The following is a 26,287-nucleotide window of genomic DNA, read 5'->3' as shown; positions in this document are numbered from 1 at the left end:
GTCAGCGGCCGAGGATCAGCAGCAGCACTGTGGTCAGCAGACCGGCGCCGAGGACCACCGTGATCGGTCGGGGGCCGAGGACCGCGTGGCGACGGTCGGCCAGCACCCGGGCCGGCACCAGGCCGACCAACGGGCCGAGCAGCGTCACCACCAGCGCCAGCACCGGTAGTCCGACCGCCAGGTCGCCGCCGTACCCGACGCCGAGCGCGCGGGCCCCGGCGCCCAGCGCGTACGCGAGCACGCCGCCGGCCACCCCGCAGAGCGCCAGCAGCGGGTTGACCGAGCCCGGCAGCTCACCCGGCTGCCCGGCCCGGTCGAGCAGGTCACGAGCCTTGGCGAGCAGCAGCACGGGGTCGGTGGCCCCGACGCCGTTCGCCGGGGCGGGCGGGCCGCCGAGGCGGCGGGCACCGAGGCGCGAGCGGACCTGCTGCCACAGGTGGGCCACCTCGGCGTCGACCCGTTCCTGCTGCTCACGGGCGGCGACCAGCTCCTCCTCGGCGCTCTGGAGCTGTTCGGTCGCGTCGGCGACGGCCCGCTCGGCGGCGGCGCACTGCCGCTCGTGCCAGGTGTGCGCCTCGGCGCGCTGCTCGCGCACCCGCGCGGTGAGGTCGGCCAGCCGCCGCAGCTGCGCCGCGTACGTCTCGCTGGTCACCGGTTCGTTCATCGTGTCGGTCCATACGGGATGATCACCTGTCCGGTGCGGTGGACCGCCCGGTCGAAGAAGAGCCCCCGCCAGGGGCGGGGATACCAGTCCGGGCCGCCGGTGCCCGGGTAGAGCGAGGAGCCCAGCTCGCCGCCGTGCGCGTCCAGGGCCACCCAGGCGCCGATCTGGTCGGTACGGGCGGCCGGCCCACCGAGGTCCGCGCGCATCCGGGCGACGCCACGCCACCAGGCCAGCACGTGCGTGCGTCGTTCCGGCCCGTCGTGCATGATCCGGCGCAGCTGCTCCAGGCCGGTACGCCGACCCGCGCGGGCGGCCAGCGCACCCGCCGCCGCGTCGACCGCGAACAGCAGCAGGTAGTGCGGGCTTCCCGGACCGCCGAGCCCGTCGGCCGTCTCGGCCATCAGCTCGCCGACGGTCTCCTCGTCGTACCAGGCGGCGTCGTCGGCCAGGTCCTCGTAGAGGGCGCGGGCGATCGGGTCGGCGTCCGGGTCGAGGCAGGCGATGGAGAACCGGGCGGTGCCCGGCGGGTGCTGGCGGGCCAGCGACCGCGCCGCCGCGTCCAGCACCGCGCACGCCTCGTCGACGCGGGTGCCGAGCACCGCGAGGTTGCGGCCCGGTGCGCGGGGCAGCCGCAGCGCCGCCGAGCGGGACTGCACGTCGATGATCTCGCCGAGCAGGGCCACCGGGTTGCGCGGCGCGGTCCCGTCCGGGGGTACGGCGAGCGCCCGGAAGTCCGGGGCGTCCGCGAGCCGGGGGATCGCGTCGCCGTCGAAGAGTCGGGCCGGTGCCGCGTCGGGGGCGCGCATCCGCCACAGCCGGTGCTGCAACCCGCTCCAGGTCTCCCAGTCGCTGGCCGACGGGATGCGGGCGACCTCGTTGCCCTCCACCATTCCCGACTCGGCGTTGACCACCGCGTGCCAGCGCGGCAGCGACTGCGCCGCGTCGTTGCGCTCGGCGAGGATGCGCAGCGCCTTGGGCAACGCGATGCGCAGGGTGAACTGGGCGACCAGCGCCGGGCGGCCCCACAACGCCTCGATGCCCCGCACGTCCTGCGAGGCGAGGACCAGGTGGATGCCCTGGGACCGGCCACGTCGGGCCAGGTCCTCCAGCAGGTCGGCCGCCTCCCGGGCGACCACGTCCCGGCCGGCCAGCAACATCTGGAACTCGTCCACCACCGCGACGATGCGTGGCCAGTGCCCGGTCGGGTCGACCGCCCGCAGCTCGGCCAGCTTGGTCACCTCGTGCTTCTTGGCCGCGTCGGCGCGTCGACGCAACTCCTCGGCGAGGAAGCGCAGCAGCGCCAGCCCGAACTCCCGGTCGGTGTTGACGTTGATGCCGACCAGGCGCATGTGCGGCAGCCAGCTCGGGTCGCGCCGGCCCTGCGCGAACCGCGCGAAGGAGACCCCCTCCTTGAAGTCCAGCAGGTAGAACTCCAGCTCGGCGGGGGAGTAGCGAGCCGCCAGGGCACCGATCCACGCGAAGATCAGGTTGGTCTTGCCGGTGCCGGACGGCCCACCGATCAGCGCGTGCGGTGGATAGTCGCCAAGCGTCAACCGCACCGGCCGGCCGTGCGGGCCCTCACCGATCGGCGCGGTCAGCCCGTCGGCGGAGTCCTCCCGCCACATCAGCTCGGGCGGGGGCAGCAGGTCGGTGAAGGGCGTCGGCGGCGGGCCGGCGTTCACCCGGGCGGCGACGTCCCGGCAGGTCTCGGTGACAAGCGTCGCCGGTGGCGGTGGGTCCAGCCGGACCGGAAGCCCGGCCGAACCGCCGATCCGCGCGCCGGACACCCCGGCCACCACCCGGGTCACCGTCGGATCCTCCGGCAACGGCACACCGTGCACCACCAGGTGTACGCCGCAGGCCGCCCCGGCCCGCACCACCCGGTCCAGTTGCCCGCGCTCGTGTCGGTTCAGCTCCTCACCACCGAGCAGCACCGCCACCCGCCACGGTTCGGGTCGTCGGCCGGTCGCCGCGGCCAGTTCGCGCAGCGACGCGTACTCGCCGGCGAGGACCGTCTCGTTGATCCGGCGGATCTGCTCCACCAGGTCGTCCAGCAACGAGCCCAGCCCGCCCGGGCCGACGAAGGTCAGCAACCCCGCCGTGCCCAACGGGGAGAACCCGGCCAGTCCGCCGCCGAGCTGATCCGGGTCGTACCCGATCAGTCGTACCGCCCCGGGGTCGGCGCGGCCGACGGCCCGCAGCAGCAACGCGGACACCACCGCGTCGCAGCCGGCGCGGTCGTCCCCGGAGAGGTGGACGTGCCCGGCGTCGAGCAGCGGCACCAGCGCGGGCACCGGGTCGACGCCGTCGAGCCGGACCGTGCCGACCCGCAGCGCCCCGGGCGGCTCGGCCCGGCGGGCGGGCGTCGGCGCCCACCCCGCCCAGTCGGCCCCCGCGCAGCCGGGCGCCTCCTGGCGGGCCGCGTCGGCGGCCCGCCGGGCCAGCTCCGCGATCCGGGTGGAGTAGCGGGCGTCGATCTCGGCGATGCGGCGGTCCCGTTGGGCGCCCACCCGCTCCGGTACGGCGGCCGCCGCCCGCTGGACCCGGGCCAGTCGTTCCCGCCCCGCGGTCAGGTCGGCCTGGGCCGCGGACAGCCGGGTACGGGTGGCACCCAACGCCTCGGCGAGGGTGTCCCGGATCCGGCTGGCCAGCTGACCGCGCCGGTCAGCCATCGGAGCCCCGACGCGTCGGCGCGTCCCGCCAGGGGCTGCCCGAGCGCGGAGGCAGCCCACCGGAGCGCGGCGGCGGCCCATCCGAGCGCGGCGGTAGGCCACCGGAGCGCTGCGCGGCGGCGGTGCCCGGCCGCTGCACCGCACCCCCGGCGCGGGGAACCGCGCCCGCCGGCCGCCCGCTCCCGCCCGGTTGACCGGCGCCCACCGGTTGCCCGGCCCGCGTCGCTTGCCCAGCGGCCACCGGCTCGCTGGCACCCGCCGGTACTCTCGCGCCGCCGGCCGGCAGGTCCCGGCCGAGGCGGGCGAGCAGCAGCCCGGTCGCCACCCCGGCGGTCACCGCGGAGTCGGCGGCGTGCGGTGGCTCCCCGGAGGCGCGCGGCGGCGGCATCCGGCAGACCCGGGTCAACAGCGTCTCCAGCACCGGCGGGGGCAGCCCGGGCAGCAGGTCACGGACGCGCCCGTCCAACTCGCCGCGCAGCCGCCCGAGGTCGGTGGCGCGGGGCGGGTGCCCGAGCAGCTCACCGGCCAGCTCGCGCAGCAGCGGTGGGGCCAGCGCCGCCATGCCCAGCCCCACGTCGGCCGGGGCCCGGCGCAGCTCCTTGCGGAGCCGGTCCCGGTCGCCGGAGCGGACGCCACCCACCACTCGGCGCAGCAACTCCTGGGAGTCGTCCACCCGCTCGTCCGGTTCGTCGTCGGTGCCCTCGCGCCCGCCGGTCAGCTCGGCCACGCGCACCGACCACCAGCGGCGCATGCGCACCTGCTCGGCCGGCTCCGGCGCGACCGCGGTGGGCCCGGACGCCGGTGGCGTGTCGTGTCGGGGAGCGCGTTGCTCGGGGCGGGGGGCCGGGGCGCCGTCCGCGCCGAGCCCGATCGCCGTGAGATAGGCCGACAGTTGTTCCTGGGCCACCCGCAGCGCGTACCCGGCGCTCTCGGCGTGCTCGGTGGCGGCGGACAGCTCGGGCACCCCCATCGGGTTGGCCGACTCCTGTCGTACCCAGCGCAGGCGCTCCGCGGCCAGGCCGAACTTCTCCAGCGCCTGCCCGAGCAGGGCCACCGGGAACTCCTCGGTGGCGGCACGGACCTGCCCGCCGACATCCTCGATGATGGACATGGCGGCCTACAGGGTGGAGACGTAGAGCTGCGCCTGCTCCACCGCGACAAGTGTCGCGGCGAGACACTCCTCCAGCTCCTGGCTGGCCTGGGTCAGCGACGCCTGGGCCGCCTCCACGGTCTCGTGCCCGCTGCCCTCCAGCGCGCCGGCGAGGGTCTGCTGTGCCTCGGACAGTTTCTCGCCGGCCGCCTGCACGGCTGTCTGCCCGTCCCCGATCTGTTGGAGGGCGACATCGATGGCAGCCTTCAACTCGGCGACGCTCGCCACGGCGGAACCTCCTGGGGGCGGGGAGATCTCCATTAGAGCCTATCGGCGGTCCCGAAAGAACATCCGCCCTGTCGGTGTTCCTGCCCGCCTGTCCGGAAGGCCCTCGGAAGTGCCGGGAGTCCGATCTGTGGGAGTCCCAGTGCGAGAACTTCTCAGTTGCTGGTCGGGTTCTCGCGGAGCCAGCGCGGTCCGTACACCTCGGCGCCCAGCGCCGTCACGCGCCCGCGCAACTCCCGGTCGGCGGTGACCACCAGCCGGCGACGCCGCGGCGCGCCCTCCACCAGCTCGACCACCGTGTCGTCGCCGGAGCCGGCGGCGGAGACCACCCGGACGCCCTCGGTACCCGGCACGTCCCGCGCGGCCCCCTCGACCACCAGGACCACCTCCACCGGGGCGGTCAGCCGGGCCGGCAACCCGACGCTCGCCACCGGGGCGAGCGAGTCGCGCAACCGGGCCGCGGCCCCGGCCCGGTCACGCCACCACCCGTTCGGGCGGGAGCCCACCACGTTGGCGCCATCCACGATCAGCAGCGGGGTCTCATCCATCCCGTCAGCCTGCCACCATCGGCCGGCCCTGGCCCGACGCCACTCCCGGAACGCCGGTCCTCCGCCACCTGCGGCGTTTGTCGCGGCGCGCGCCGGGTAGCCCCTGCCGACCGTGCCGAGCCCTACTGCGGAGGACAGACATGATGGGACCCGGTGACATCGGCTCCGACCCGTGGGACGAATTCCTGGCCAGGTACTTCGGCCGGGGCGAGGGAGGGCGCCGACCGCCGCACCGGGTCGACATCACCCGACTGATGACGGCCGACGCCCGGGAGATGCTTGCCGACGCGGCCCGGCGGGCCGCGCAACGGCAGAGCAGCGACCTGGACACCGACCACCTGCTCTGGGCGGCGCTGCAACGCGAACCGCTACGCGATCTGGTACGCCGAGCCGGGGCCGACCCGGACACCCTGCTCAACGCCCTCGGCGGAAAGGGCGACGGCGCGCCGCGCGGGGAGGTGCCGCCGAACCTGTCGTTGACCCCGGCCGCCAAGCGGGCGCTGCTCGACGCCCACCAGCTGTCCCGGGCGATGGGCGCCAACTACATCGGCCCCGAGCACATCCTGATGGCGCTGCCGCTCAACCCGGAGTCGCCGGCCGGGCGGATGCTGGCCGCCGGCCGGATCCAACCCGAGTCGTTGCAGGCCGCCAACGCCGAGCGCGGGCCGATGACCGGGCCGAAGCCGGACCGTGGCACCCCCACCCTGGACCAGTACGGGCAGGACCTCACCGACCTGGCTCGCAACGACCAGATCGACCCGGTGGTCGGCCGGGCCGACGAGATCGAACAGGCCATCGAGATCCTGTCCCGGCGTACCAAGAACAACCCGGTGCTGATCGGCGAGGCCGGCGTCGGCAAGACCGCCATCGTCGAGGGGCTGGCCGAACGGATCTGCGACGGTGACGTGCCGCAGACCCTGCTCGGCAAGCGGGTCGTCCAGCTCGACCTGGCCGGCCTGGTCGCCGGCACCCGTTACCGGGGTGACTTCGAGGAACGGCTGAAGAAGGTGATCGACGAGATCCGGGCGCACCGGGACGAGCTGATCATCTTCATGGACGAGATCCACACCCTGGTCGGGGCCGGTGGCGCCGGCAGCGAGGGCGGGATGGACGCGTCCAACATGCTCAAACCCGCCCTCGCCCGAGGCGAGCTGCGGGTGATCGGCGCGACGACGCTTGACGAGTACCGCAAGAGCATCGAGAAGGACGCCGCCCTGGCCCGGCGCTTCCAGCCGGTGCTGGTGCCCGAGCCCAGCGTCGACGACACCATCGCCATCCTGCGCGGGCTGCGCGACCGGTACGAGGCCCACCACCAGGTGCGCTTCACCGACGAGGCGCTGGTGGCCGCCGCCGAGCTGTCCGACCGGTACGTCACCGACCGGTTCCTGCCGGACAAGGCGATCGACCTCATCGACCAGGCCGGCGCCCGGGTGCGGTTGCGCACCCGCACCCCCGCGTCCGACGTGCGGGAGCTGGAGCAGGAACTCGACGACGTACGCCGGGACAAGGAACAGGCCGTCACCGACGAGCAGTACGAGCGGGCCTCCGCGCTGCGCGACCGGATCGCCGAGTTGGAGGAGGACATCCGTCGCGCGAACGGCGAGGACGGCTCGTCCGGCTCCCAGGTGCCCGAGGTGGGCCCGCAGGAGATCGCCGAGGTCGTCTCCCGGGCCACCGGCATCCCGGTCAGCCAGCTCACCGAGGAGGAACGCGACCGGCTGCTGCGCCTGGAGGGTCACCTGCACCAGAAGGTGGTCGGTCAGGACGACGCGGTCACCGCGGTCGCCGAGGCCGTCCGTCGCTCCCGGGCCGGGTTGGCCGACCCGGAGCGGCCGATGGGCAGCTTCCTGTTCCTCGGCCCGACCGGTGTCGGCAAGACCGAGTTGGCGCGGGCCCTGGCCGAGGCGTTGTTCGGCGAGGCGGACCGGATGGTCCGGGTGGACATGAGCGAGTTCCAGGAGCGGCACACGGTCAGCCGGCTGGTGGGCGCGCCGCCCGGATACGTCGGCTACGAGGAGGCCGGTCAGCTCACCGAGGCGGTGCGTCGCCGCCCGTACGCGGTGGTGCTGCTCGACGAGATCGAGAAGGCCCACCCGGACGTGTTCAACATCCTGCTCCAGGTGCTCGACGACGGGCGGCTCACCGACAGCCAGGGTCGTACGGTGAACTTCAAGAACACCGTGTTGATCATGACGAGCAACCTCGGCTCGGAGCTGATCACCGGCGCCCAGCGCTCGGTCGGCTTCGGCACCGGGGACGTGGGCAGCGAGCAGGAGAGCAACGAGCTGCGGGAGCGGCTCATGCGCCGCCTGCAGGAGAACTTCCGCCCGGAGTTCCTCAACCGCATCGACGAGGTCATCATCTTCCGCCGGCTCGAGGCCGAGCAGTTGCGCGACATCACCGCGCTGCTGCTGGAGGAGACCCGCCGCCGCATGCACGCCCAGGACCTCCAGGTGGAGTTCACCACCGCCGGCATCGACTGGCTCGCCGAGCATGGCTACCAGCCGGAGTTCGGCGCCCGCCCGCTGCGCCGGGTGATCCAGCGGGAGGTGGACAACCACCTGTCCCGGATGCTGCTGGAGTCGGCGATCTCGCCGGGGCAGAAGGTCACGGTGGACGTCCGAGACGGCGCGCTCACCTTCGACGTGACCGCGGGGGAGCGGGGGTACACCGCCGCCACGACCACACACCCGCGATGAGCGGGCCGGCGCGAGGGGACGACCACGAGGACCCGCACCAGCGCGCGGAGCCCGCGAAGACCCGGGACGAGGACGACCATCCCGACCCGATCCTGGCGCCGCCCACCGCGAACCCCCGCCGCACGCGGGTGCCCGCGGAGGGCCTGCATCCGAAGACCGACCAGGACGACCCGGAGACGTCCGGGCCGCCGCCCGGAGAGGAGACCTGATGGTACGCGAAGCGCGGCTCGACCCCGAGGTGGAAGTGCTCTGGGAGGACTTCCACGCCGAGGTCAACGTCCCGTCGGAGCAACTGCGGACCTGGCTGCTGACCCGGGGTTCCGGGGAGGAGTCGTTCAGCCCGAACCCGAACCTCGACCTGCCCCAGCCGGGCCGGGAGATCCTCAAGGTGCTCAACAAGCGCAAGGTGGACCTCACCCCGGAGGACATCGAGGTGATGCGGGAGGCGGTCGAGCGGATCCGCGAGCTGATGGACGCCAAGCCGTCACGCGGCAACGCCGACGACAGCTGGCGGCACTCCCTGCTGGACCTGGGTCACGACCCGCTCGTCGAACGCTGAGCGACCGCACGACGGTGCCGTCCCGGGCAGGGACGGCACCGTTGCGCGTCCCGCTACTGGCCCTTGTCGGACTCCAGGCTCGCGATGGTCAGGCCGGCCGCGTCGGCGGCGGCGTCCCGGTCTCCGCGGGTCTGGTCCTCCCGGGTGAGCAGGTTGGCGTACTCGGTCACGTCGGCCGGGTCGGGCACCGCCGGCAGGCGGCGCAGGAACGCCTCCACCTCGCGGGTGGCGGCGGTGTGCGCGGCAGCCGCCTGGCGCAGCAGTTCGCGGTCGTCGGCGGGCGGGTAGAGGTCGGTCATGTCCGCCAGATACCCGGCCCACGGCGGTTCGCACCGCCAGCGGCCGGGAATACCGGCCGGTCAGCCCGGTCGCACCCCGGTGGGTTGCCGGACGCCGAACCCCGGGTTGCGGGGCAACCAGGCCAGGTACGCCGGGTGCGGCGCCAACGAGTCGACGTACGCCGCCTTGGCCGTCTCCAGCACCAGCTCCGCGCCCTGCGCGGCGGGGGAGTCCGGGTGCCAGCCGAGCAGGAGCCGCCAGCGCAGCGGAGTCCCGGCGAGTTGACGGGTGACCAGGCCGCTCACCGGGCGGAACGTCGCCTGGCACAGGGCCACCGCCACGCCGGCCTCCACCAGGTCGACGCAGCCGCGGATGTCGGTCTCGTACACCTTGCGGGGGGTGAAGCCGGCGCGGGCGCAGGAGGCGGCGAAGCAGTCGGCGAAGCAGCCGTCGCCCGGCGCGGCGACCCACTGCTCGTGGCGCAGGTCCGCCAGGCGTACCTCGTCCTCCGCCGCGAGGGGGTGGGTCTCCGGCAGCAGCACCAGCACCGGGTCGACGGCGACCTCCTGCCAGCTCAACCCGAACCCGGCCGACGGGCTGGCGTCGCCGCACACGCCGGCCAGCGCGAAGTCCAGTCGACCGCCGGCCACCAACTGCGCCAACTCGTCCACCGACCAGGACGCGTACGTGGTGATCTGGGCGGGTGGCTGCTCGGCCGCCAACCGGTGCACCAGCCGGCCCAGGATCGGGCTGTTCACCCCACCGAAGCGGTAGCACGGTGGGGTGTCGCCCGCCCCGGCCAGCCGGGCGGCCTCGTCCTGCAGGCCCTTCATGGCCGGTAGCAGCACCCGGGCGCGGGCCAGCACCAGCTCACCGAGCGCGGTGGGCCGGGCCCCGCGCCGGTCCCGGTCGAACAGCGGGCCGCCCAGCGTCCGTTCGATGCGTTGGAGCTGGGCGGTGAGCGCAGGCTGGGCCAGGCCGAGCGCCGACGCCGCCTTCGTCACACTTCCCGTCTCCGCGATCGCGCAGACCACCCGCAGGTGACGCAGCTCCAGGTTCATAGGGTGACGGTAGGACTACGCGTCTGCTGGCGGAATAGCCCGAGCGGATCGGTGATAATGAATGCATTGCCGGCTGGCGCCGGTCACCGGTCGCGCGGTGGCTCCGGCAGGTCCGCCAGGTACGTCGGTCGGCGCGTCACCGCGTCGAGAACCTTGTCCACCACCCCGACCGCCGGCTCCACGATCCGGTTCCACGGAGGGGTGGCCGGCGTGCCCGGGTGCGGTCGGGTCGGCGCCGCCTCCTCGGCGATCTCCAGCCGGTTGCCGAGCCGGATCAGCTCCTCCTGGGTCGCGACCGCGCGCAGCTCGGTGACCAGCTCGCCCACCCCGTCGACATGCCGGCGGACCCGCTCGGCGACCTCGGTCAGCGCCTCGTCCGTGAGCCCCTTCAGGGCGCTCAGCAGGGCCGCGTCGGCGTTGATCTCCGCGTCCACCCGCTCGGTGGCCGTCGGCAGCGCCGCGCGGACCGCCGGCAGCAGGTACTGCTCCTCGGCGGACAGGTGCCGCGACAGCGCGGCGGTGAGCACCGCCAATCCCTCCTGCGGCGTGGTGTCCGGGCCGGAGAGCTGCTCCAGCAGCGCCAGCAGTTGCCGGTGCTCCCGGTCGACGATGTCGGCGATGCTGCGACCGGCGGGTCGGTAACCCTCCTCGGATGCGGGCGCGGGCGGCAGCGGCGGCAGGGGAACAGCGGACATGGTGCCCTCCTCGACTGGCGGGCGGAAGCTCCGGCAGGGACGTACGGTCGTGGGCGGCGGTACCCGAACGCGGCCACGGCGAAACCGACCCGTCGATGCGTGCACCCGCGCCGGCCTGTCGACCGGCTCGGGCTGGTATGAAGAGGCGATGACGAGCGATGCCGCCTCCGCCCGACCCGACCCCACCGCAGAGGTCGTGGACCTCTGCCGCGACCTGCTGCGCATCGACACCACCAACACGGGCGACAACGACACCAGCGTCGGTGAACGCCGCGCGGCCGAGTACGTGGCGGAGAAGCTCGCCGAGGTGGGCGTGGAGTCCGTCCTGCACGAGTCCGCGCCGGGCCGGGCGAACGTGGTGGCCCGCATCCCGGGCACCGACCCGAGCCGGGGCGCGCTGCTGGTGCACGGCCACCTGGACGTGGTGCCCGCCGACGCCGACGAGTGGTCGGTGCACCCGTTCTCCGGCGAGCTGCGCGACGGCTACCTCTGGGGCCGGGGCGCCATCGACATGAAGGACTTCGACGCCATGGTGCTCGCCGTGGTGCGGCACTGGCAGCGCACCGGCGTACGACCCCCGCGCGACATCGTGCTCGCGTACACCGCCGACGAGGAGGCGGGCAGCGACTACGGCGCGCGTTTCCTGGTCGACAACCACCGTGGCCTCTTCGCCGGCTGCACCGAGGCGATCGGTGAGGTCGGCGGCTTCTCCTACTCGGTCAACGACAACCAGCGGCTCTACCTCATCGAGACCGCCGAGAAGGGCATCGACTGGCTGCGGCTGCACGCCAAGGGTCGCCCCGGGCACGGCTCGATGATGCACGACGACAACGCCGTCACGGCGCTCGCCGAGGCGGTCGCCCGGATCGGCCGGCACCGCTTCCCGGTGGTGGTCACCGATACCGTGCGGGCCTTCCTCACCGAGGTCTCCGACCTGCTCGGCATCGAGTTGGACCCGGACGACCCGGAGACGGCCATCGCCAAGCTCGGCCCGATCGCCAACATCATCGGCGCGACCATCCGCAACACCGCCAACCCGACCCGGTTGAGCGCCGGCTACAAGGACAACGTCATCCCCGGCCGGGCCACCGCCACCATCGACTGCCGCAGCCTGCCCGGCCAGTCCGAGCTGCTGGAGCGGCAACTGCGCGAGCTGGTCGGCCCGGACATCGCGATCGAGTACGTCCAGCGGCAGCCGGCACTGGAGACCACCTTCGACGGTGACCTGGTCGAGGCCATGTCGGCGGCCCTGCGCGCGGAGGACCCGGGGGCGCGGCCCGTCCCCTACATGCTCTCCGGGGGCACCGACGCCAAGGCGTTCTCGCAACTCGGCATCCGCTGCTTCGGGTTCGCCCCGCTCCGGCTGCCCGCCGACCTGAACTTCTCGGCGTTGTTCCACGGCATCGACGAGCGCGTTCCGGTGGACGGACTACAGTTCGGCGTGCGGGTTCTCGACCGGTTCCTCCGCACCTGCTAGCCGTGTCCGGCCGTGGCCGCCGGCGCGCAACCTCCCCATCGTGAAGGGACTGCCCCACATGACCGACCAGCATGGTGAGCTGGACGCCGCTCTCGAGCGGGTGATCGAAGCGGCCCGCCACCACCTGGCCGCCGTACGCGCCGCGCAGGGCCGCGTCGACGACGACGACGTCTGGCAGGCGTACGTGGCGTTGAACAACGCCTCCTTCGCGTACGACGAGCAGCTGCTCGACGCCTTCGGCGAGGTGACGCCGTGGGATGTCGACTCGATCGACCCGGACGAGGCCGACGAGCGTTTCGGCGGCGGCGAGGGCGCCGAGGCCAGCGACCCGCACCCCAGGGTGATCTCGGTGCGTCAGCGTCGTGACTACCGGGTGCCGAGCGTCGCCGCGCTGCTGCGGGTGGCCGAGGCGGCGCGCCGCGAGGGAACCCCGGAGGACGACGAGCCGGCCCCGGTGGAGGGCGTCGGCGAGGCGGTGCTGGAGCTGCTGCAGAGCGGTGACGGCTCGCTCGGCGCGTTGGACGTCCCCGAGTTGGAACCGCTCGACGGCGTGGTCATGGTCAGCGAGGTCGGCACCCCGGTCGACCTGGAGTCGTTCGACGACGACGACGCCGTCGGCCCGTTCCAGCCGGCGGTCGACGACCGGCTGGTCGGTCGCCTCGACGAGCACCCGTTCCTGGAGCTCGACGACGACCACGACCACGCCGGGCACCAGCACTAGGCCGGGTGCCGCCCGGGGTCGACTCCGGCCCCGGGCGGCACCGCCCGGTCGTCAGTACGACAGACCCGGCTGCGGCTGGTTGACCCGCCGACGACGCAGCACCACCTGGCGCGTGCCGTCCCGGTACAGCCGCACCCGGGCCAACTCCCATCCGGAGAACTCCGCCTGGATCGCCAACTGCGCCGCGGCGGTCAACCGGTCGACGTTCGGCGGCAGCCGCAGTGGCGCGTACTCGTAGTCCATGCCACCCATGCTGCCCAGCCCAGCGGCCGTTCGCCACCCCCTCCGGGGTGACCAACGACGCTGCCATGGGCGGTTCGTGCCGCCCCGTGCCCCCGTGCCGCCCGTGCCCCGTCGCGCCGATCTTGCAGTTTCTGTCGCCGAGATGAGTGGAACGCTCCTTTTGTCGCGACAGCAACTGCAAGATCACTGAGAAGGGCCGGACCTCGGCTGGTCGATCATGGAGTTGTGGTGTCCGGCTTGGCCTTGTTGAGGCGACTTTGTTGACCACCACAACTCCATGATCGGCGGTGCGGTGCGGTGCGGTGCTCGCCGTCCGGCTGGGCAGGAACCAGGCTAGGCTGGAACTGGGCCGGCGGGGACGTTCGCCGTCAGCAGGGCGGCTAGGGCCGGCGCGGCCAGGGCGACCGCCCGAGGCGTGCCCGGGTCGACCGCCAGCCCCCAGGACGGGTCCGGCCAGTCCTCGAACAGCTCGGCGCAGGGCAGTGCGAGGAACGGCACCCCGTCTCCGGTGAACGCGGTGAGCGCCCCGGGCGAGGTGAAGACCGGCAGCAGCGGCGCGCCGCTCGCGTCGCCGACCACCGTCCACGGGAAGTCGGTGTCCGGCGTCGGTTCCCCGGAGAGGGGGACGCACACCGTGGCGCCGGCCAGCGCTCCGAGGTAGCCGGGCAGGTCACGCCGCTCGACGGCCGCCGCGAGCACCGCCACCACTGCCGGCTCCGCGTCCCCGGCCGGCGCTACTCCGACCGCTGCTGCCTCGACCGGTGCCGGTCCGGCGGTGGCCGGCTCGGCAGCTCCCACCGCCGATCCGGGTCGCGGGGCCGGCACCCCCGGTCCGGGGCGCGCGGCCACCACGGCCGGTCCGGGTGGTCCGGCTGGCACCGCCGGTCCGGGGCGCGCAGCTGGCGGCAGCGCCCGGCAGGAGAGCGTGCCGGGCTCGTCGGTCAACACCTCGGCGGCGGTACGGGTCACGAACACACTGAGCCGCTCCACCTGCTCCGGAGTGCGCGCCGCCTCGTACCACCAGCCCTCGTCGCCGGTCGGGCGGTGCCAGCCGAGCGCTGCCAGGCGTGCCTCGTCGTGGCCGGGGCAGACCACCCGCACCACCTGGCGGCGCACCAGCAGCCGGATCCCGGGCGGACCGGCGGAAAGCTCCAGGTCGGTGTCCCGGTCGCAGCGGGCCACGGTGTCCCGCAGCCGAGCGGCGATCTCCGGCCAGGTCGGCGACGGCGACGTCACGCGGGTGCGCCCGGCAGGCGGTCGTCCAGCCTCCCGAGCCGGGCCACGGTCTCCTCCAGCCGGCCCAGCGCCGAGAAGTCCCCCGGTGTGCCGAACAGGTCGCCGAGCCCCGCGCCGAGCGCGACGTCCAACCCCTCGGTGTGCTCGTCGACGTGCCCGGAGGCGACCTCGCGAGCCCGCCGGTACGCGTCGAGCACCAGCTCGGCCACCCCCTCCGTGCCGAGGCGCAGGGCGGCGGGGGCGAGGGTGAGGCCGGTCAGCGCGCCGGTGGCGTCGACAGTCGCCGAGGCCAGCCCGCTCTCGTCCGTTGCGGTGCCGGACAGCTCGGCCAGGTCGTCGCGGAGGCCCGCGAACCGGCGCTCGATGTCGGCGATCCGCCCGGCGAGCGCGTCGAACGCGGACGTCGGGTCCGTCATGAGATTCCTTCCCGTGGATCCTGCGACCGGGTGGTGCCCGGTGGCCGGGAGATCGTATCGTCGGTGCGCTCGACTCATGGGGGAGGAACGGCATGCCACCGGATATCGAAGTCGACGTGCAGGCGGTCCGTCGACTGGAGACAGCCGCCAAGCAGGTCGCCAGCTCGCTCGCCGCGCTGGAGGGGCAGATCGTCTCGGCCGGCGACGTGCCGTCGGACGCCTTCGGCCACCTGCCGTTCGCCAGCGACATGCTCCGCGACAAGTACGCCGAGCAGGTCACCGGCGGCAAGGAGCTGTTCGCCGCCGCGAACGCCGCGTTCGGCCGGGTCGCCACGGCGCTGGCCGACACGGTCGAGGCGTACGAGCTCAACGAGCGGGACCTCGACGCCGGGTTCAAGGCCATCCAGTCGGGGCTGCCCGGATGAGCGGCCCGGCCGGCAGCGCCGTCCAACTGTGGAACGGCCTGGACAGCGCGCTCTCCGGGGTGCAGGACGCCGTCGACAGTGTCTGCCGGACCCTGGCCTGGCCGCTGATCCAGCTCGTCGACCTGGTCGACGGCGAGCCCGCGGTGCTGCGGGCGAAGGCCGCCGAGTGGGACGCGCTGGCCGCGCAGGTGCGCGACCTGGCGCAGGGGCACCGCGGCACCCGGGAGTCCGCGCAGGCCGGGTGGCGCTCACCGTCCGGTGTGGCGTACGGCCAGCGGTTGGCCGAGGTGGAGCAGCAACTCCTCGACGTCGCCGAGCAGTTCGCCGCGACCGCGGAGTACCTGCGCGGTGTCGCCGACGGCCTGCAGACCGTGCACGACGTGCTGGTGGACCTCTGCGTGGAGTTCGTGAACTTCCTCCTGGTGACGCTGGTGACCGCGCTGCTGATGGCCCCGGTCACCATGGGCGCGTCCTGGGCCGCCGGCGTGGGCGTGGCCGTCACCAGGGGCCTGATCGTGGTCACCCGGATGCTGAAGGTCATCCGGCCGCTCGCCGTGCACCTGCAGAAGGTCATCCGCCTGCTCCAGCGGGTTCTGCTGTACTTGCGCAAGCTGCACACGCACCTGGACAAGCTGGTCGACATGCAGAAGGCGCTGCGCACCGGCAAGAAGTACGCCGACAAGCGCCGCGCCGCCGGCAAGCTCGACAAGTGGCACCACAAGTTCCTCGACCCCACCAAGGGCACCTACAAGCTGGGCAAGTCCGGTTCCCCGTTCGACATGGGCGCGCTCGACCGGGCCGCCGCGCTGCGGGCGCACGGGGTCGCCGACGGCGCCCGGGTCATCGCCCGGGACTGGGCGACCCACCTGCCGTGGAACGTGCCGAACTCGGTCGTCCACGGTGTCACCTGGGGGACTGTCGCGTTGACCAGCGGGCTCTCCGTTCCCGGCAGCGAACAGGTCGGCGACCAGATCGACCAGGCGGTGCAGGGCGGCGCGGACTGGATCGACCAGAATGTCTTCGGGCAGCCGCCGGCAGGCCAGCCGGCGGGCCGCTAGGGAGGCGACGGGTGATGTCAGGGGAGCGGGGTCGGCTGGGTCGGTTCACCGACGCGGTGCTCGGCGGCGCGCGCGCCGCCCGGGACAAGGCCCGCGAGCTGCGCGACGAGTTCCGCACCAGCGACGAGCCGGAGCGTGCCCTGGTGTCGCCGCTGCTGGCCGGGCAGGACCTCCGCTACGTGGGGCTCGGGCCGGTGCGCCTGTCGCAGACCCACCAGGCCGGTCGGCAGCTCGCCGACGAGGTCGGCGCCGAGTTGGCCGACGCCCTCGACCCGAAGGTGCTGTTCGGGCTGCTCAACATCGTCAACCCGGTGGTCTGGGTCGACGCCGTGCTGACGCCTGTGCGGCTCGCCGCGGGTGTGCTGCTGCTGCCCGGCAAGGCCGGCGCCATCGCCGCCGGTGTCCCGGAGTTGGCCGCCCCGGAGCCGGGCCTGCCCCACCAACCCGCCCAGCGGGAGCCGATCCCGCTCACCGAGGAGCAGGAGGCGTTCCGTGCGCTGTTCCGGCTGAGCCAGTACCGTCCGCTGGCCGACCAGCTCGCCGAGATCGCCTACCGCCGCCGGTACGTCTTCAGCGGCGACCTCGCCACCCTCGCCGGCAGCCTGCTGCTCTTCCTGGAGCGTTACAGCGGCACCCCGCTGGCGGTGACCGACACCCACCTGCACCTGCTGCGGATGGGCCCCCGCCCGGACGCCGACCGACCCGACCGGCGTCAACCGCGGGTGCTGTGGAGTGTGCGCCGCGACCGGGTGGCCCGGGTCGACTCCGAGCGGGGGGCGAGCGGGCTCGTGCAGCTCGCCTCCACCATCGTCTTCGACGACGGCTCGTGGATCCGGCTCACCCAGCCCGCGCTCCGCGACGACCAGTCGCGCTTCCTGACCGCGATCCAGGACCTCCCCGGACAGCGCCCTCAGCCGTGACCCGGCGCGCTGCTCAGCCGTGACCCGGCGCGCTGCTCAGCCGTGACCCGGCGCGCTGCTCAGCCGTGACCCGGCGCGCTGCTCAGCCGTCGCGTTCGGGGTAGCCGACCGGCACCGCGGAGACGTCGTCCAGCGCGGTGGTGATCTCCTCGGGCAGGGTGATCCGTTCCACCTGGAGCGCGCCGAGAAGCTGCCCGACCGTGCGGGCACCGAGGATCGGCGCGGTAACGCCGGGCCGGTCCCGGATCCACGCCAACGCCACCTCCAGCGGCGACACCCCCAGCCCACCGGCCGCGGTCGCCACCGCCTCCACGATGCTGGAGCAGCGCGGCTCCAGGTACGTGGCGACGAATCGTTCGAAGTGCGGCGACGCGGCCCGGGAGTCCGCCGGACGGCCGTGCCGGTACTTGCCGGTGAGCACGCCCCGGCCCAGCGGCGACCAAGGCAGCACGCCGAGGCCGAGCGCGTCGCACGCGGGCAGCACCTCCCGCTCCACGCCACGCTCCAGCAGCGAATATTCCACCTGGGACGCGACCACCGGTGCCCGCCCGGGCCACGCGGTCTGCCAGGCGGCGGCCCGCGCGGTCTGCCAGCCGGAGAAGTTCGACACACCCACGTAGCGGACCTTGCCGCTGGCCACCGCGTGGTCCAGGGCGGCCAGGGTCTCCTCCAGCGGGGTGTCCGGGTCGTACCCGTGCACCTGGAACAGGTCGACGTGGTCGGTGCCGAGCCGGCGCAGCGACGCGTCCAACGTGCGCAGCAGGTGCCCACGGGAGCCGTCCCGGCGTCGGCCACTGCCGGGGCGCAACCCGGCCTTGGTGGCGATCAGCAGCTCGTCGCGGGGGACGAGGGAGCCCAGCAGCGAGCCGATCACCGACTCGGCGTCGCCGTCGCCGTACACGTCGGCGGTGTCGATCAGGTTGCCGCCCGCGTCCAGGTAACTCTTCAGCTGAGCGGCCGCATCATCGGCGTCGGTGTCCCGGCCCCAGGTCATGGTGCCGAGCGCGAGCCGGGAAACCGCCAGCCCGCTTCGGCCGAGCGGTCGCTGTTGCATGGGTGAACCTTATTTCGAACCTGCCGCCACCGATATCCTCGCTCCCGTATCTCTGCCGGTTCTGCCGGTTCCGCCGCCCCGGGCTGCCCCGATGGAGGGGGGATCAAAGGTGTCGAGCCGGTGATCGAGTCCGTTATCGGCATTGCGTAACCTGGGGCGACCTGTGCCACGGATGGGGGAGGACCAGTGCGACTCGGGCTCAGTCTCGGATACCAGACGGCGTGGAGCACACCGGCCGACCACCTGGCGCTGGCCCAGGAGGCGGACCGGCTGGGCTACTCGGTGGTGTGGGCGGCGGAGGCCTACGGCTCCGACTCGCCCAGCATGCTCGCCTGGATGGCCGGGCAGACCGAACGGATCGACGTCGGCGCCGCGGTGATGCAGATCCCCGCCCGTACGCCGGCGGCCACCGCCATGACCGCCGCCACGATCGACGCCCTCTCCGGCGGCCGGTTCCGGCTCGGGCTGGGCGTCTCCGGCCCGCAGGTGTCCGAGGGGTGGCACGGCGTGCGCTTCGCCAAGCCGCTCGCCCGGACCCGCGAGTTCGTCGACATCGTCAAGCTGGCCATCGCCCGCAAGGAGGTGGCGTACGACGGTGAGCACTACACGCTGCCGCTGCCGGACGGCCCGGGCAAGGCCCTGCGACTGGGCTTCCACCCACCCCGCGAGCACATACCGATCTACCTGGCCGCGGTCGGCCCGAAGAACCTGGAGCTGGCCGGCGAGATCGCCGACGGCTGGCTGGCCGTGTTCTACGCCCCGGAGTTCGCCGAGGAGCAGCTCGCCTCGGTCCGCGCCGGGCGGGCCAAGGTCGGCAAGGAGCTGGCCGGGTTCGACGTGGTGCCGTCGGTGCCCGTGGTGATCGGCGACGACGTGGCCTCCTGCGCCGAACTCGTCCGCTGGTACGCCGCGCTCTACGTGGGCGGCATGGGCAGCCGGCAGCAGAACTTCTACAACCAGCTCGCCACCCGGATGGGCTACGGCGACGCCGCCCGCGAGGTGCAGGACCTGTACCTGGCCAAGCGGCAGCGCGACGCCGCCGCCGCCGTACCCATGGAGTTCATCGACCGGACCTCGCTGCTCGGCCCGAAGGAGCGCATCGCCGAGCGGATGCGGGAGTACGCCGCGGCCGGCGTCACCACGCTGTCGGTGACCCTCTTCGTGGCCGACCGGGACAGCGGTGTGCAGACCCTGCGTACCGTCGCCGAGGCTCTCGACCTCTCGGGAGTCGGCGAGTGACCTGGGTCGAGGCCATCGTCCTGGGCATCGTCCAGGGACTGACCGAGTTCCTTCCGGTCAGCTCGTCGGGGCATCTGCGGATCACCTCGGCGATCTTCTTCGACCGGGACGCCGGTGCGTCGTTCACCGCGGTCACCCAGCTCGGCACCGAAGCGGCCGTGCTGATCTACTTCGCCAAGGACATCTGGCGGATCACCCGGACCTGGCTGGTGGGCATCCGGGACAAGTCGGTCCGTTCCAGCCTCGACTACCGGATGGGCTGGTACGTGATCGTCGGCTCGATCCCCATCGGGCTGTTCGGGTTCGTGTTCAAGGACCAGATCAAGACCGCCGGGCGCAACCTGTGGGTGGTGGCGACCACGCTGATCGTGTTCGCGTTCGTGTTGGCGTTCGCCGAGTACTGGGGGCGGCAGACCCGCACCCTGGAGAACTTCCGGATGAAGGACGGCATCGTGATGGGCTTCGCCCAGGCGATGGCGCTGGTCCCCGGGGTGTCCCGCTCCGGCGGCACGCTCACCGCCGGCCTGCTGCTCAACCTGACCCGGGAGGCGGCGGCACGGTACTCGTTCCTGCTGGCCATCCCGGCGGTGGTGATGTCCGGCGTGTTCAGCCTCGGGGACGTCTTCGAACCGTCCGCCCCGGGCACCTCCGTGCCCACCGTGGCCCAGACGATCGTGGCCACCGTCATCGCGTTCGCCATCGGCTACGCGGCCATCGCCTGGCTGCTGCGCTACGTCGCCCACCACACCCTGTACGTCTTCGTGCTGTACCGGGTCGCGCTGGGCACCCTGGTCCTGGCCCTGCTGCTGACCGGCACCATCGACGCCACCTGACCGACAGTCGACGGCCCCCGGCCCCGCCCGCGAGCGGAGCCGGGGGCCGCAGTCGTCCTACCGCCGCCCGCGACGGCCCGGGGCGGAGCCCAGGTCATAGGGTGGTCCCGTGGCGACCCTTCTGCTTCTGCGACACGGCCGAACCACGGCGAACGCCGATGGCGGCCTGGCCGGTCGGCAACCGGTCGAGTTGGACGACACCGGGCGCGCCCAGGCCACCGCGGTCGGCGAGCGGCTGCGGGCGGTGCCCCTGGCGGCCGTGGTGACCAGCCCGCTCATCCGCTGCCGGCAGACCCTGGAGTTGGCGCTTCCGCAGGCCACCCCGGTGGTCGAGGACGGGCTGATCGAGTGCGACTACGGCAGCTGGGAGGGGCAGCCGCTGAAGAAGCTCGCCAAGGAGCCGCTCTGGCCGGTGGTCCAGCAGCACCCCAGTGCGGCGGTCTTCCCGGGTGGGGAGGCGATGGCGGCGATGGCGGCGCGTGCCGTGGCGGCGGTGCGAGCCTGGGACGCCCGGGTGAGCGCCGAACACGGGCCCGAGGCGGTCTGGCTGGCGTGCAGCCACGGCGACGTGATCAAGGCCATCGTGGCGGACGCGCTCGGCGTACACCTGGATGCTTTTCAGCGGATCGTGGCCGACCCGGCGTCGGTGACGGCGATCCGGTTCACGCCGCTGCGTCCGTTTCTGGTGCGGCTCAACGACACCGGCGGGGACCTGGCGGCGCTGGTGCCGCCGCCGGCCAAGCGGCGTCGGCGCGCGAATCGCGTGGCCGACTCGGACGCGGCCGTCGGCGGCGGGGCGGGTGCGTCGCGGTGAGGCGGGTCACGACACCACCCCCGACCGGGGTGTCAGCGCAGGCCGGAAGGGCCGCCACGCCCGGGTGTAACCCCTGTTACACCGGGCGCGCCGTCGCTGCGGCGATTCGCGTCGGTGGGGTGCGCGATGCCAGGGCGGGCCGGATAGGGTCGTGGGTATGACCCACCAGGTGCACGCCTTCGAACCGCCGGAGCGGTTCGTCGCCGGGACTGTCGGGCCGCCGGGGGAGCGCACGTTCTTCCTGCAGGCCCGCGGCGGCGGCAGGCTGGTCAGCGTCGCGCTGGAGAAGGTCCAGGTGTCCCTGCTCGCCGAAAAGCTGGAGGAGTTGCTCACCGAGGCGCAGCGTCGCTTCGGGGTGGACCTTCCCGAGCTGGCGCCGGTGATCGGCGACAACGAGCCGCTGGACACTCCGGTCGACGAGGAGTTCCGGGTCGGGACGCTGGGGCTGGCCTTCGACGTGGACACCGCGACCGTGGTGATCGAGGCGATCGCGGCGGGCGAGGTGGAGCCCGAGGTCGAGCTCGGCGACGAGGATGACGAAGACGACGACGAGGACGAGGACGACGAGCCGGACGAGGACCTGGATCGGCTCCGGGTCCGGCTCACCCCGCAGGCGACCCGCCAGTTCATCGAGCGGGCCCGGCGAGTGGTCAACGCGGGCCGGCCACCGTGCCCGCTCTGCGGCCAACCGTTGGACCCCGCCGGGCACCTCTGCCCGCGGCACAACGGCTATCACCGGTGACCTCGTCCGGCCTCCAGCCTCGCCAGGACGGCGACGCCGCGCTGCGGCTGCTGCGTGACGGCGCCCTCGACCTGGAGGGTCGGCTGGTCGACGCGTCGAACACGACGCTGCGCGGCATCCTGACCCTGGACGGGATGACCGCCCGCTGCGTCTACAAGCCGGTCCGTGGCGAGCGCCCACTCTGGGACTTCCCCGACGGCACCCTGGCCGGTCGGGAGGTCTCGGCGTACCTGGTCTCCCGGGCCACCGGGTGGGGCCTGGTGCCGCCCACCGTGCTGCGCGACGGCCCGTTCGGCCCCGGCTCCTGCCAGCTGTGGATCGACGAGCCGGAGGACGCCGAACCGCTCGTCGGGTTCCTGCCCGCAGGGGAGTTGCCGCCGCGTTGGATCCCGATCGCCGCGGCCCGCGACGACGACGGCGCCGCGTACGCCCTCGCCCACGCCGACGACCCACGGCTGGCCCGGCTCGCGGTGCTCGACGCGGTGCTCAACAACGCCGACCGCAAGGGCGGTCACGTGCTCGTCGGGGCCGACGACCGGATCTACGGCGTGGACCACGGGGTGAGTTTCCACGTGGAGGACAAGCTGCGGACGGTGCTCTGGGGTTGGGCCGGTAAGCAGTTGCCCCCGGACGCCGTGGAGATGCTCGACGCGCTGGCCGGGCAGGTCGCCGGGGAGCTCGGCGCGGAGCTGGCCGACCACCTGACGATCAGCGAGGTGGCCGAGGTGGCCGCCCGGGTCGACCGGCTGCGCGAGACCGGCCGCTTCCCCCAGCCTCCGGAGGACTGGCCGGCGATGCCCTGGCCGCCCATGTGAGCCGCTGTCATCTTGATCACCCGTGGGGTGCTCCGGCGTCGTCGCCGGGCTGGCTAGGCTGATCCCATGGAGTCTTGGGCGGGACACGAGGTGCCACGGCTGCCGGGCAGGGGCGAGCCACTGGCGTTGTACGACTCGGCGCGGCAGGGTGTCCACCCGAGTGAGCCGGCCGACGCGGGAAGCATGTACGTCTGCGGCATCACCCCGTACGACGCCACCCACCTCGGCCACGCCGCCACCATGATCACGTTCGACCTGGTGCAGCGGATGTGGCGCGACGCCGGCCGCCCGGTGCGCTACGTACAGAACGTCACCGACATCGACGACCCGCTGCTGGAGCGGGCCGCCCGCGACGGCGAGGACTGGGTGGTCCTGGCGATGCGCGAGACGGCGCTGTTCCGGGAGGACATGGAGGCGCTGCGGATCATCCCGCCGGCGCACTACGTGGGCGCGGTCGAGTCGATCCCGGACATCGCCGACAAGGTCGAGGTGTTGCTCAAGGACGGCGCCGCGTACCGGCTCGACGACGGCACCGGCGACGTCTACTTCGACATCTCGGCCACGCCCCGCTTCGGCTACGAGTCGAACCTGACCCGCGAGCAGATGCTGGAGATCTTCCCCGAGCGCGGCGGCGACCCCGACCGGGCCGGCAAGCGGGACCCCCTGGACCCGCTGCTCTGGCGCGGCGCCCGCGAGGGCGAGCCGTCCTGGCCGGGCGGCGAGCTGGGCCCGGGCCGCCCCGGCTGGCACATCGAGTGCGCGGTGATCGCGCTCAACCTGCTCGGCGACCGGATCGACGTGCAGGGCGGCGGCAACGACCTGCTGTTCCCGCACCACGAGGCGTCCGCCGCGCACGCCGAGCGGCTCACCGGTCAGGCGCCGTTCGCCGAGCACTACGTCCACGCCGGCATGATCGGCCTGGACGGCGAGAAGATGTCCAAGTCCCGCGGCAACCTGGTCTTCGTGTCCCGGCTGCGCGCCGACAAGGTCGACCCGATGGCGATCCGGCTGGCGCTGATCTCCGGGCACTACCGCAGCGACCGCACCTGGACCGACGACCTGCTCACCGCCGCACACGAGCGCCTGGACCGTTGGCGGCGGGCCGCCGCCGCGCCCGCCGGGCCGTCCGGGGCCGAGTTGCTGGCCGAGGTACGCGCACGCCTGGCCGACGACCTGGACACCCCCGGAGCCCTGGCCGCAGCCGACCGCTGGGCCGACGCGACCCTCGCCGGCGCCACGGACGACCCCGAAGCCCCCGCCCTCTTCACGAATACGGTAGACGCCCTCCTGGGCATCCGCCTCTAATCCCTCGCTGCCTCGCTGCCTCGCTGCCTCGCCGCCTCGCTGCCTCGCTGCCTCGCCGCCTCGCTGCCTCGCTGCCTCGCTGCCTCGCCGCCTCGCCCCGCGCTGAAGTGGGTCGATCATGGAGTTGTGGTGGCCGGTATGCGGTGCTGCGCCCCTTATGCGACCCACCGCAACTCCATGATCGACGGAGCGCTCGGGGCAGGGCATAACGCTGCGGGCCGTGCCCCCACTACTTCACCGTCGATCTTGCACTTTCGGTCGTTACGAAAGTCGTCAATCGGGGCAAAGCGGCGACAGAAAGTGCAAGATCGCCGGGCCGGGCCGGGGCGGGGCGGGGCCGGGCGGGGTGGCGCGGGGCGGGGCGGGTCAGGTCAGCCTAGGACCAGGCCAGGGTCGGGTTCCGGGTCCGGGGTTGGGCCGGGGATCTTGTACTCCTCGGTCAGGGTGGTCATGGGGCCGGGCCAGGTTGCCTGGGACACCTCGATCGGCTTGCGGTGCGCGTCGTACGCGACGTGCAGCAGGTGCAGCACCGGGGTGTCCGGCCGGATCTGGAGGGTCTCGGCCTCCTCCCGGCTCGGCTGGCGGGCGCTGATCGTGTCGGTGGCCGACACGTACCGCCGTCCGGTGGCTTCCTCGGCCTCCTGGTAGAGCGGCCGGCCGAACGCCTCGGTGCGTTCCAGCGAGGTGCCGGCGGTGTCGCGGGGCAGGAACCAGGAGGCGCCCACCTCGACGGGGGAGTCGTCGGTGCGGACGAGGTGTCGGCGGCAGAGCAGGTTGGTGCCGTCGGACACGCCGAAGGCGTCGGCCACCTCGGCGGGAGCGGGGGCGTGCCCCACGGAGACGAGCTGTTGACGGTATCGGGCGGCCAGGTCGGTGTGGTAGCCGCGGAAGCCTCCGTACCGGCCTCGGGAGAGGCGGTTGAGTCGGCGGCGGGTGCCCCGGACGTACGTACCGGAGCCGGGTTTGGTGATCAGGATGCCCTCGACCCGCAGCTGGTCGACGGCGCGCTGCACGGTCTGCTTGGCGACGCCGAACATCTCGGCGATGGCCGGGATGGACGGCAGCCGCTCGCCCGGCCCCCAGTCGCCGCGGCGGACCTGGGCCTTGAGCTGCGCGGCGATCTGTCGGTGTGGGAACTCCGCGGCCCCGGGGTTGATCTGCACACCCGCCTCCTTGATCACATCTAGGTTCCTAGGATGCCCTAGCGGGTGTGACGGCGCCACCCCAGACACGCGAAAACGGGCCCCCAGACCACAAAAGGTCCGAAGGCCCGCAACGAAGAGTGGCCCGCAACGAAGAGTGGCCCGCGAGGAAGAGCGGGCCGCAACCAAGAGCGGCCCGCAGCGAGACAGTGTTACCAGGAGCCGGCGGTGGGGCCGGCGGAACCGCCCCGGCGGCGCAGGTACTTCTCGAACTCCTGGGCGATCTCGTCACCGGTCAACGGGGTGATCCCCTCGTCGCCGACCCGTTCCTCCAGCTCGCGGACGTACTCGCCCAGCTCGGCGTCCTGCTCGGCGGCGCTGCGCACCCGCTGCTCCCACTCCGCGGACTCCTCGGCCAGGTCGGCCATCGGCACCGGCAGGTCGACGACCTCCTCGACCCGGTGCAGCAGGGCGAGGGTGGCCTTCGGGCAGGGCGGGTTGTTGGCGTAGTGCGGCACGTGCACCCAGAACGAGACGGCGTCCACCTCCGCGCGGGTGCAGGCGTCGTGCAGCACGCCGACGATGCCGGTCGGCCCGTCGTACCGGGTGGGGGTGAGCTGGTAGCGCTCGGCGGCCTGCGCGTCGGAGGCGCTGCCGCTGATCGGCAGCGGTCGGGTGTACGGCACGTCGGCCAGCAACGCGCCGAGCAGCACCACCCGTTCCACCTCCAGGCTGTGGCAGATCTCCAGCACCTGCTCGCAGAACGTCCGCCACCGCATGCTCGGCTCGATGCCGCGGATCAGCACCACGTCGCGGTCGGTGCCCTCCGGGCTGGCCACCATGAACCGGGTCGTCGGCCACTCCACCCGCCGGGTCTCCCCGTCGGCCATGGTGATCGTGGGCCGGCTGACCTGGAAGTCGTAGAAGTCCTCCGGATCCAGCTCGGCGATCTGCCGGGCGTTCCAGACCTGCTCCAAGTGCTCGACCGCGGCGGTGGACGCGTCGGCGGCGTCATTCCAGCCCTCGAAAGCGGCGATCGCCACCGGGGACCGCAGCACCGGCAGTCCGTCGAACTCGGTCACGCCGTCACCTCACCCTGCTCGTCGCGGCTGGCGCCGGGACCGCGCCCGGTCGTCATACCGTGTGGCACGGCGGCGTCCCTGTTGTCCTTCACGTCCGTCAGCCTACGTGCAGGGCGAGGGTGCGGCCCGGTGGCCGCGCCGGTCGGCCGCTCCGGCAGCAGGTCATACCCAAACGAACCGGACAGCGTGATCCCCGTGACACAATAGGGGATC

Annotated in this window: 28 protein-coding genes; 14 read left to right on the top strand and 14 right to left on the bottom strand. The window is 73.4% G+C overall.

Annotation, left to right across the window (positions count from 1 at the left end; all coding sequences use genetic code 11):
- Position 1: 1 nt before the first annotated feature.
- The 5 genes from ACIBD9_RS17165 to ACIBD9_RS17145 all read right to left on the bottom strand — a co-directional run bounded on the left by ACIBD9_RS17165 (position 2) and on the right by ACIBD9_RS17145 (position 5,259).
- Positions 2–664 (bottom strand): hypothetical protein, encoded by a 663-nt coding sequence (locus ACIBD9_RS17165; RefSeq protein WP_396718629.1) that lies wholly within the window; start codon positions 662–664, stop codon positions 2–4.
- On the bottom strand, positions 661–3,336 hold the full coding sequence (locus ACIBD9_RS17160; protein ID WP_396718626.1) for an FtsK/SpoIIIE domain-containing protein: 2,676 nt from the start codon (positions 3,334–3,336) through the stop codon (positions 661–663). The genes ACIBD9_RS17165 and ACIBD9_RS17160 overlap by 4 nt, the downstream gene beginning before the upstream one ends.
- A complete protein-coding gene (locus ACIBD9_RS17155) occupies positions 3,329–4,447 on the bottom strand; it encodes a hypothetical protein (protein ID WP_396718623.1) in 1,119 nt (372 codons plus the stop codon). Before ACIBD9_RS17155 ends, ACIBD9_RS17160 begins: the two co-directional genes overlap by 8 nt.
- 6 nt (positions 4,448–4,453) lie before the next feature.
- Entirely contained in the window at positions 4,454–4,714 is a 261-nt protein-coding gene (locus ACIBD9_RS17150; RefSeq protein WP_030332749.1) for a hypothetical protein, read from the bottom strand.
- A 152-nt stretch (positions 4,715–4,866) separates the two neighbouring features.
- Complete coding sequence (locus ACIBD9_RS17145) at positions 4,867–5,259, bottom strand: hypothetical protein (RefSeq protein WP_238679125.1); 393 nt, start codon at positions 5,257–5,259, stop codon at positions 4,867–4,869.
- Positions 5,260–5,399: 140 nt separating this feature from the next.
- On the opposite strand from ACIBD9_RS17145, the gene ACIBD9_RS17140 reads away from it, so the two are divergent.
- The 3 genes from ACIBD9_RS17140 to ACIBD9_RS17130 are packed head-to-tail and all read left to right on the top strand — an operon-like array spanning position 5,400 to position 8,517.
- The gene (locus tag ACIBD9_RS17140) at positions 5,400–7,958 is read left to right on the top strand and encodes an ATP-dependent Clp protease ATP-binding subunit (protein WP_396718620.1); all 2,559 of its coding nucleotides are present in this window, start codon (positions 5,400–5,402) and stop codon (positions 7,956–7,958) included.
- Positions 7,955–8,167, top strand: coding sequence for a hypothetical protein (locus tag ACIBD9_RS17135; RefSeq protein ID WP_387169888.1), 213 nt, complete (start codon positions 7,955–7,957; stop codon positions 8,165–8,167). Before ACIBD9_RS17140 ends, ACIBD9_RS17135 begins: the two co-directional genes overlap by 4 nt.
- On the top strand, positions 8,167–8,517 hold the full coding sequence (locus ACIBD9_RS17130) for a DUF3140 domain-containing protein (RefSeq protein ID WP_091408434.1): 351 nt from the start codon (positions 8,167–8,169) through the stop codon (positions 8,515–8,517). Before ACIBD9_RS17135 ends, ACIBD9_RS17130 begins: the two co-directional genes overlap by 1 nt.
- A 53-nt stretch (positions 8,518–8,570) precedes the next feature.
- Here ACIBD9_RS17130 and ACIBD9_RS17125 read toward each other — a convergent pair whose 3' ends face one another.
- The 3 genes from ACIBD9_RS17125 to ACIBD9_RS17115 form a co-directional block, all read right to left on the bottom strand.
- Positions 8,571–8,816, bottom strand: coding sequence for a hypothetical protein (locus ACIBD9_RS17125; protein WP_053655798.1), 246 nt, complete (start codon positions 8,814–8,816; stop codon positions 8,571–8,573).
- Between the two features lie 60 nt (positions 8,817–8,876).
- The gene (locus ACIBD9_RS17120) at positions 8,877–9,857 is read right to left on the bottom strand and encodes a LysR family transcriptional regulator (protein ID WP_396718617.1); all 981 of its coding nucleotides are present in this window, start codon (positions 9,855–9,857) and stop codon (positions 8,877–8,879) included.
- Positions 9,858–9,940: 83 nt separating this feature from the next.
- A complete protein-coding gene (locus ACIBD9_RS17115; protein WP_396718614.1) occupies positions 9,941–10,552 on the bottom strand; it encodes a hemerythrin domain-containing protein in 612 nt (203 codons plus the stop codon).
- Positions 10,553–10,700: 148 nt separating this feature from the next.
- Between ACIBD9_RS17115 and ACIBD9_RS17110 the strand changes: the two genes are divergently transcribed.
- Together ACIBD9_RS17110 and ACIBD9_RS17105 are read left to right on the top strand one after the other, a co-directional pair.
- Positions 10,701–12,029, top strand: coding sequence for a M20/M25/M40 family metallo-hydrolase (locus ACIBD9_RS17110; RefSeq protein ID WP_396718612.1), 1,329 nt, complete (start codon positions 10,701–10,703; stop codon positions 12,027–12,029).
- Positions 12,030–12,087: 58 nt separating this feature from the next.
- Positions 12,088–12,750: a hypothetical protein gene (locus tag ACIBD9_RS17105; RefSeq protein WP_387169881.1), complete on the top strand. Its 663-nt coding sequence runs from the start codon at positions 12,088–12,090 to the stop codon at positions 12,748–12,750.
- A 51-nt stretch (positions 12,751–12,801) separates the two neighbouring features.
- Here the strand turns inward: ACIBD9_RS17105 and ACIBD9_RS17100 are convergent, their stop codons facing one another.
- The 3 genes from ACIBD9_RS17100 to ACIBD9_RS17090 form a co-directional block, all read right to left on the bottom strand.
- The gene (locus tag ACIBD9_RS17100; RefSeq protein WP_013734349.1) at positions 12,802–12,993 is read right to left on the bottom strand and encodes a DUF5703 family protein; all 192 of its coding nucleotides are present in this window, start codon (positions 12,991–12,993) and stop codon (positions 12,802–12,804) included.
- Positions 12,994–13,326: 333 nt separating this feature from the next.
- Positions 13,327–14,229, bottom strand: coding sequence for an SseB family protein (locus tag ACIBD9_RS17095; protein WP_396718610.1), 903 nt, complete (start codon positions 14,227–14,229; stop codon positions 13,327–13,329).
- Positions 14,226–14,645, bottom strand: coding sequence for a YbaB/EbfC family nucleoid-associated protein (locus tag ACIBD9_RS17090; RefSeq protein WP_396718608.1), 420 nt, complete (start codon positions 14,643–14,645; stop codon positions 14,226–14,228). Before ACIBD9_RS17090 ends, ACIBD9_RS17095 begins: the two co-directional genes overlap by 4 nt.
- Positions 14,646–14,737: 92 nt before the next feature.
- Here ACIBD9_RS17090 and ACIBD9_RS17085 point away from each other — a divergent pair, with 92 nt between their 5' ends.
- Genes ACIBD9_RS17085 through ACIBD9_RS17075 form a run of 3 tightly spaced genes read left to right on the top strand, consistent with a single transcriptional unit; the run spans position 14,738 to position 17,048 of the window.
- Positions 14,738–15,070 (top strand): hypothetical protein, encoded by a 333-nt coding sequence (locus tag ACIBD9_RS17085; protein WP_396718606.1) that lies wholly within the window; start codon positions 14,738–14,740, stop codon positions 15,068–15,070.
- Positions 15,067–16,128, top strand: a complete 1,062-nt coding sequence (locus ACIBD9_RS17080) for a WXG100 family type VII secretion target (protein WP_396718603.1) — start codon at positions 15,067–15,069, stop codon at positions 16,126–16,128. Before ACIBD9_RS17085 ends, ACIBD9_RS17080 begins: the two co-directional genes overlap by 4 nt.
- A gap of 11 nt (positions 16,129–16,139) precedes the next feature.
- The gene (locus ACIBD9_RS17075) at positions 16,140–17,048 is read left to right on the top strand and encodes a hypothetical protein (RefSeq protein ID WP_396718602.1); all 909 of its coding nucleotides are present in this window, start codon (positions 16,140–16,142) and stop codon (positions 17,046–17,048) included.
- Positions 17,049–17,130: 82 nt separating this feature from the next.
- Here the strand turns inward: ACIBD9_RS17075 and ACIBD9_RS17070 are convergent, their stop codons facing one another.
- The gene (locus tag ACIBD9_RS17070) at positions 17,131–18,102 is read right to left on the bottom strand and encodes an aldo/keto reductase (RefSeq protein ID WP_130400857.1); all 972 of its coding nucleotides are present in this window, start codon (positions 18,100–18,102) and stop codon (positions 17,131–17,133) included.
- Positions 18,103–18,288: 186 nt separating this feature from the next.
- Here ACIBD9_RS17070 and ACIBD9_RS17065 point away from each other — a divergent pair, with 186 nt between their 5' ends.
- From ACIBD9_RS17065 to mshC, 6 genes are all read left to right on the top strand, one after another.
- Positions 18,289–19,341: an LLM class F420-dependent oxidoreductase gene (locus ACIBD9_RS17065; RefSeq protein ID WP_030332780.1), complete on the top strand. Its 1,053-nt coding sequence runs from the start codon at positions 18,289–18,291 to the stop codon at positions 19,339–19,341.
- Positions 19,338–20,174 (top strand): undecaprenyl-diphosphate phosphatase, encoded by an 837-nt coding sequence (locus ACIBD9_RS17060; RefSeq protein WP_091408473.1) that lies wholly within the window; start codon positions 19,338–19,340, stop codon positions 20,172–20,174. The genes ACIBD9_RS17065 and ACIBD9_RS17060 overlap by 4 nt, the downstream gene beginning before the upstream one ends.
- A gap of 109 nt (positions 20,175–20,283) precedes the next feature.
- Positions 20,284–20,988, top strand: a complete 705-nt coding sequence (locus ACIBD9_RS17055; RefSeq protein ID WP_396718599.1) for an MSMEG_4193 family putative phosphomutase — start codon at positions 20,284–20,286, stop codon at positions 20,986–20,988.
- Between the two features lie 157 nt (positions 20,989–21,145).
- Positions 21,146–21,730 (top strand): DUF3090 domain-containing protein, encoded by a 585-nt coding sequence (locus ACIBD9_RS17050; RefSeq protein WP_196922875.1) that lies wholly within the window; start codon positions 21,146–21,148, stop codon positions 21,728–21,730.
- The gene (locus ACIBD9_RS17045; protein ID WP_396718597.1) at positions 21,727–22,545 is read left to right on the top strand and encodes an SCO1664 family protein; all 819 of its coding nucleotides are present in this window, start codon (positions 21,727–21,729) and stop codon (positions 22,543–22,545) included. Before ACIBD9_RS17050 ends, ACIBD9_RS17045 begins: the two co-directional genes overlap by 4 nt.
- A 66-nt stretch (positions 22,546–22,611) precedes the next feature.
- Positions 22,612–23,850, top strand: a complete 1,239-nt coding sequence (gene mshC, locus ACIBD9_RS17040) for a cysteine--1-D-myo-inosityl 2-amino-2-deoxy-alpha-D-glucopyranoside ligase (protein WP_396718595.1) — start codon at positions 22,612–22,614, stop codon at positions 23,848–23,850.
- A 371-nt stretch (positions 23,851–24,221) separates the two neighbouring features.
- Here the strand turns inward: mshC and ACIBD9_RS17035 are convergent, their stop codons facing one another.
- Both ACIBD9_RS17035 and ACIBD9_RS17030 read right to left on the bottom strand, forming a co-directional pair.
- Positions 24,222–25,013 carry a GntR family transcriptional regulator gene (locus ACIBD9_RS17035; protein WP_091408867.1) on the bottom strand — a complete coding sequence of 264 codons (792 nt, stop codon included), beginning with the start codon at positions 25,011–25,013 and terminating at the stop codon, positions 24,222–24,224.
- 191 nt (positions 25,014–25,204) lie between these two features.
- Entirely contained in the window at positions 25,205–26,074 is an 870-nt protein-coding gene (locus tag ACIBD9_RS17030) for a PAC2 family protein (protein ID WP_030332815.1), read from the bottom strand.
- Positions 26,075–26,287: the final 213 nt, after the last annotated feature.

Source organism: Micromonospora sp. NPDC050784 (genome assembly GCF_044456765.1).
GTDB classification, from domain to species: Bacteria; Actinomycetota; Actinomycetes; order Mycobacteriales; family Micromonosporaceae; genus Micromonospora; species Micromonospora foliorum.
The sequence above is the reverse complement of the archived record's forward strand: the minus strand, read 5'-3'. Positions and strand labels throughout refer to the sequence as shown.

What these genes read in the sequence shown, in the direction of transcription:
- ACIBD9_RS17165 (WP_396718629.1), bottom strand. Translation starts at nt 664, where the DNA reads ATGAACGAACCGGTGACCAGCGAGACGTACGCGGCGCAGCTGCGGCGG.
- ACIBD9_RS17160 (WP_396718626.1), bottom strand. Translation starts at nt 3,336, where the DNA reads ATGGCTGACCGGCGCGGTCAGCTGGCCAGCCGGATCCGGGACACCCTC.
- ACIBD9_RS17155 (WP_396718623.1), bottom strand. Translation starts at nt 4,447, where the DNA reads ATGTCCATCATCGAGGATGTCGGCGGGCAGGTCCGTGCCGCCACCGAG.
- ACIBD9_RS17145 (WP_238679125.1), bottom strand. Translation starts at nt 5,259, where the DNA reads ATGGATGAGACCCCGCTGCTGATCGTGGATGGCGCCAACGTGGTGGGC.
- ACIBD9_RS17140 (WP_396718620.1), top strand. Translation starts at nt 5,400, where the DNA reads ATGATGGGACCCGGTGACATCGGCTCCGACCCGTGGGACGAATTCCTG.
- ACIBD9_RS17135 (WP_387169888.1), top strand. Translation starts at nt 7,955, where the DNA reads ATGAGCGGGCCGGCGCGAGGGGACGACCACGAGGACCCGCACCAGCGC.
- ACIBD9_RS17130 (WP_091408434.1), top strand. Translation starts at nt 8,167, where the DNA reads ATGGTACGCGAAGCGCGGCTCGACCCCGAGGTGGAAGTGCTCTGGGAG.
- ACIBD9_RS17125 (WP_053655798.1), bottom strand. Translation starts at nt 8,816, where the DNA reads ATGACCGACCTCTACCCGCCCGCCGACGACCGCGAACTGCTGCGCCAG.
- ACIBD9_RS17120 (WP_396718617.1), bottom strand. Translation starts at nt 9,857, where the DNA reads ATGAACCTGGAGCTGCGTCACCTGCGGGTGGTCTGCGCGATCGCGGAG.
- ACIBD9_RS17115 (WP_396718614.1), bottom strand. Translation starts at nt 10,552, where the DNA reads ATGTCCGCTGTTCCCCTGCCGCCGCTGCCGCCCGCGCCCGCATCCGAG.
- ACIBD9_RS17110 (WP_396718612.1), top strand. Translation starts at nt 10,701, where the DNA reads ATGACGAGCGATGCCGCCTCCGCCCGACCCGACCCCACCGCAGAGGTC.
- ACIBD9_RS17105 (WP_387169881.1), top strand. Translation starts at nt 12,088, where the DNA reads ATGACCGACCAGCATGGTGAGCTGGACGCCGCTCTCGAGCGGGTGATC.
- ACIBD9_RS17100 (WP_013734349.1), bottom strand. Translation starts at nt 12,993, where the DNA reads ATGGACTACGAGTACGCGCCACTGCGGCTGCCGCCGAACGTCGACCGG.
- ACIBD9_RS17090 (WP_396718608.1), bottom strand. Translation starts at nt 14,645, where the DNA reads ATGACGGACCCGACGTCCGCGTTCGACGCGCTCGCCGGGCGGATCGCC.
- ACIBD9_RS17085 (WP_396718606.1), top strand. Translation starts at nt 14,738, where the DNA reads ATGCCACCGGATATCGAAGTCGACGTGCAGGCGGTCCGTCGACTGGAG.
- ACIBD9_RS17080 (WP_396718603.1), top strand. Translation starts at nt 15,067, where the DNA reads ATGAGCGGCCCGGCCGGCAGCGCCGTCCAACTGTGGAACGGCCTGGAC.
- ACIBD9_RS17070 (WP_130400857.1), bottom strand. Translation starts at nt 18,102, where the DNA reads ATGCAACAGCGACCGCTCGGCCGAAGCGGGCTGGCGGTTTCCCGGCTC.
- ACIBD9_RS17050 (WP_196922875.1), top strand. Translation starts at nt 21,146, where the DNA reads ATGACCCACCAGGTGCACGCCTTCGAACCGCCGGAGCGGTTCGTCGCC.
- mshC (WP_396718595.1), top strand. Translation starts at nt 22,612, where the DNA reads ATGGAGTCTTGGGCGGGACACGAGGTGCCACGGCTGCCGGGCAGGGGC.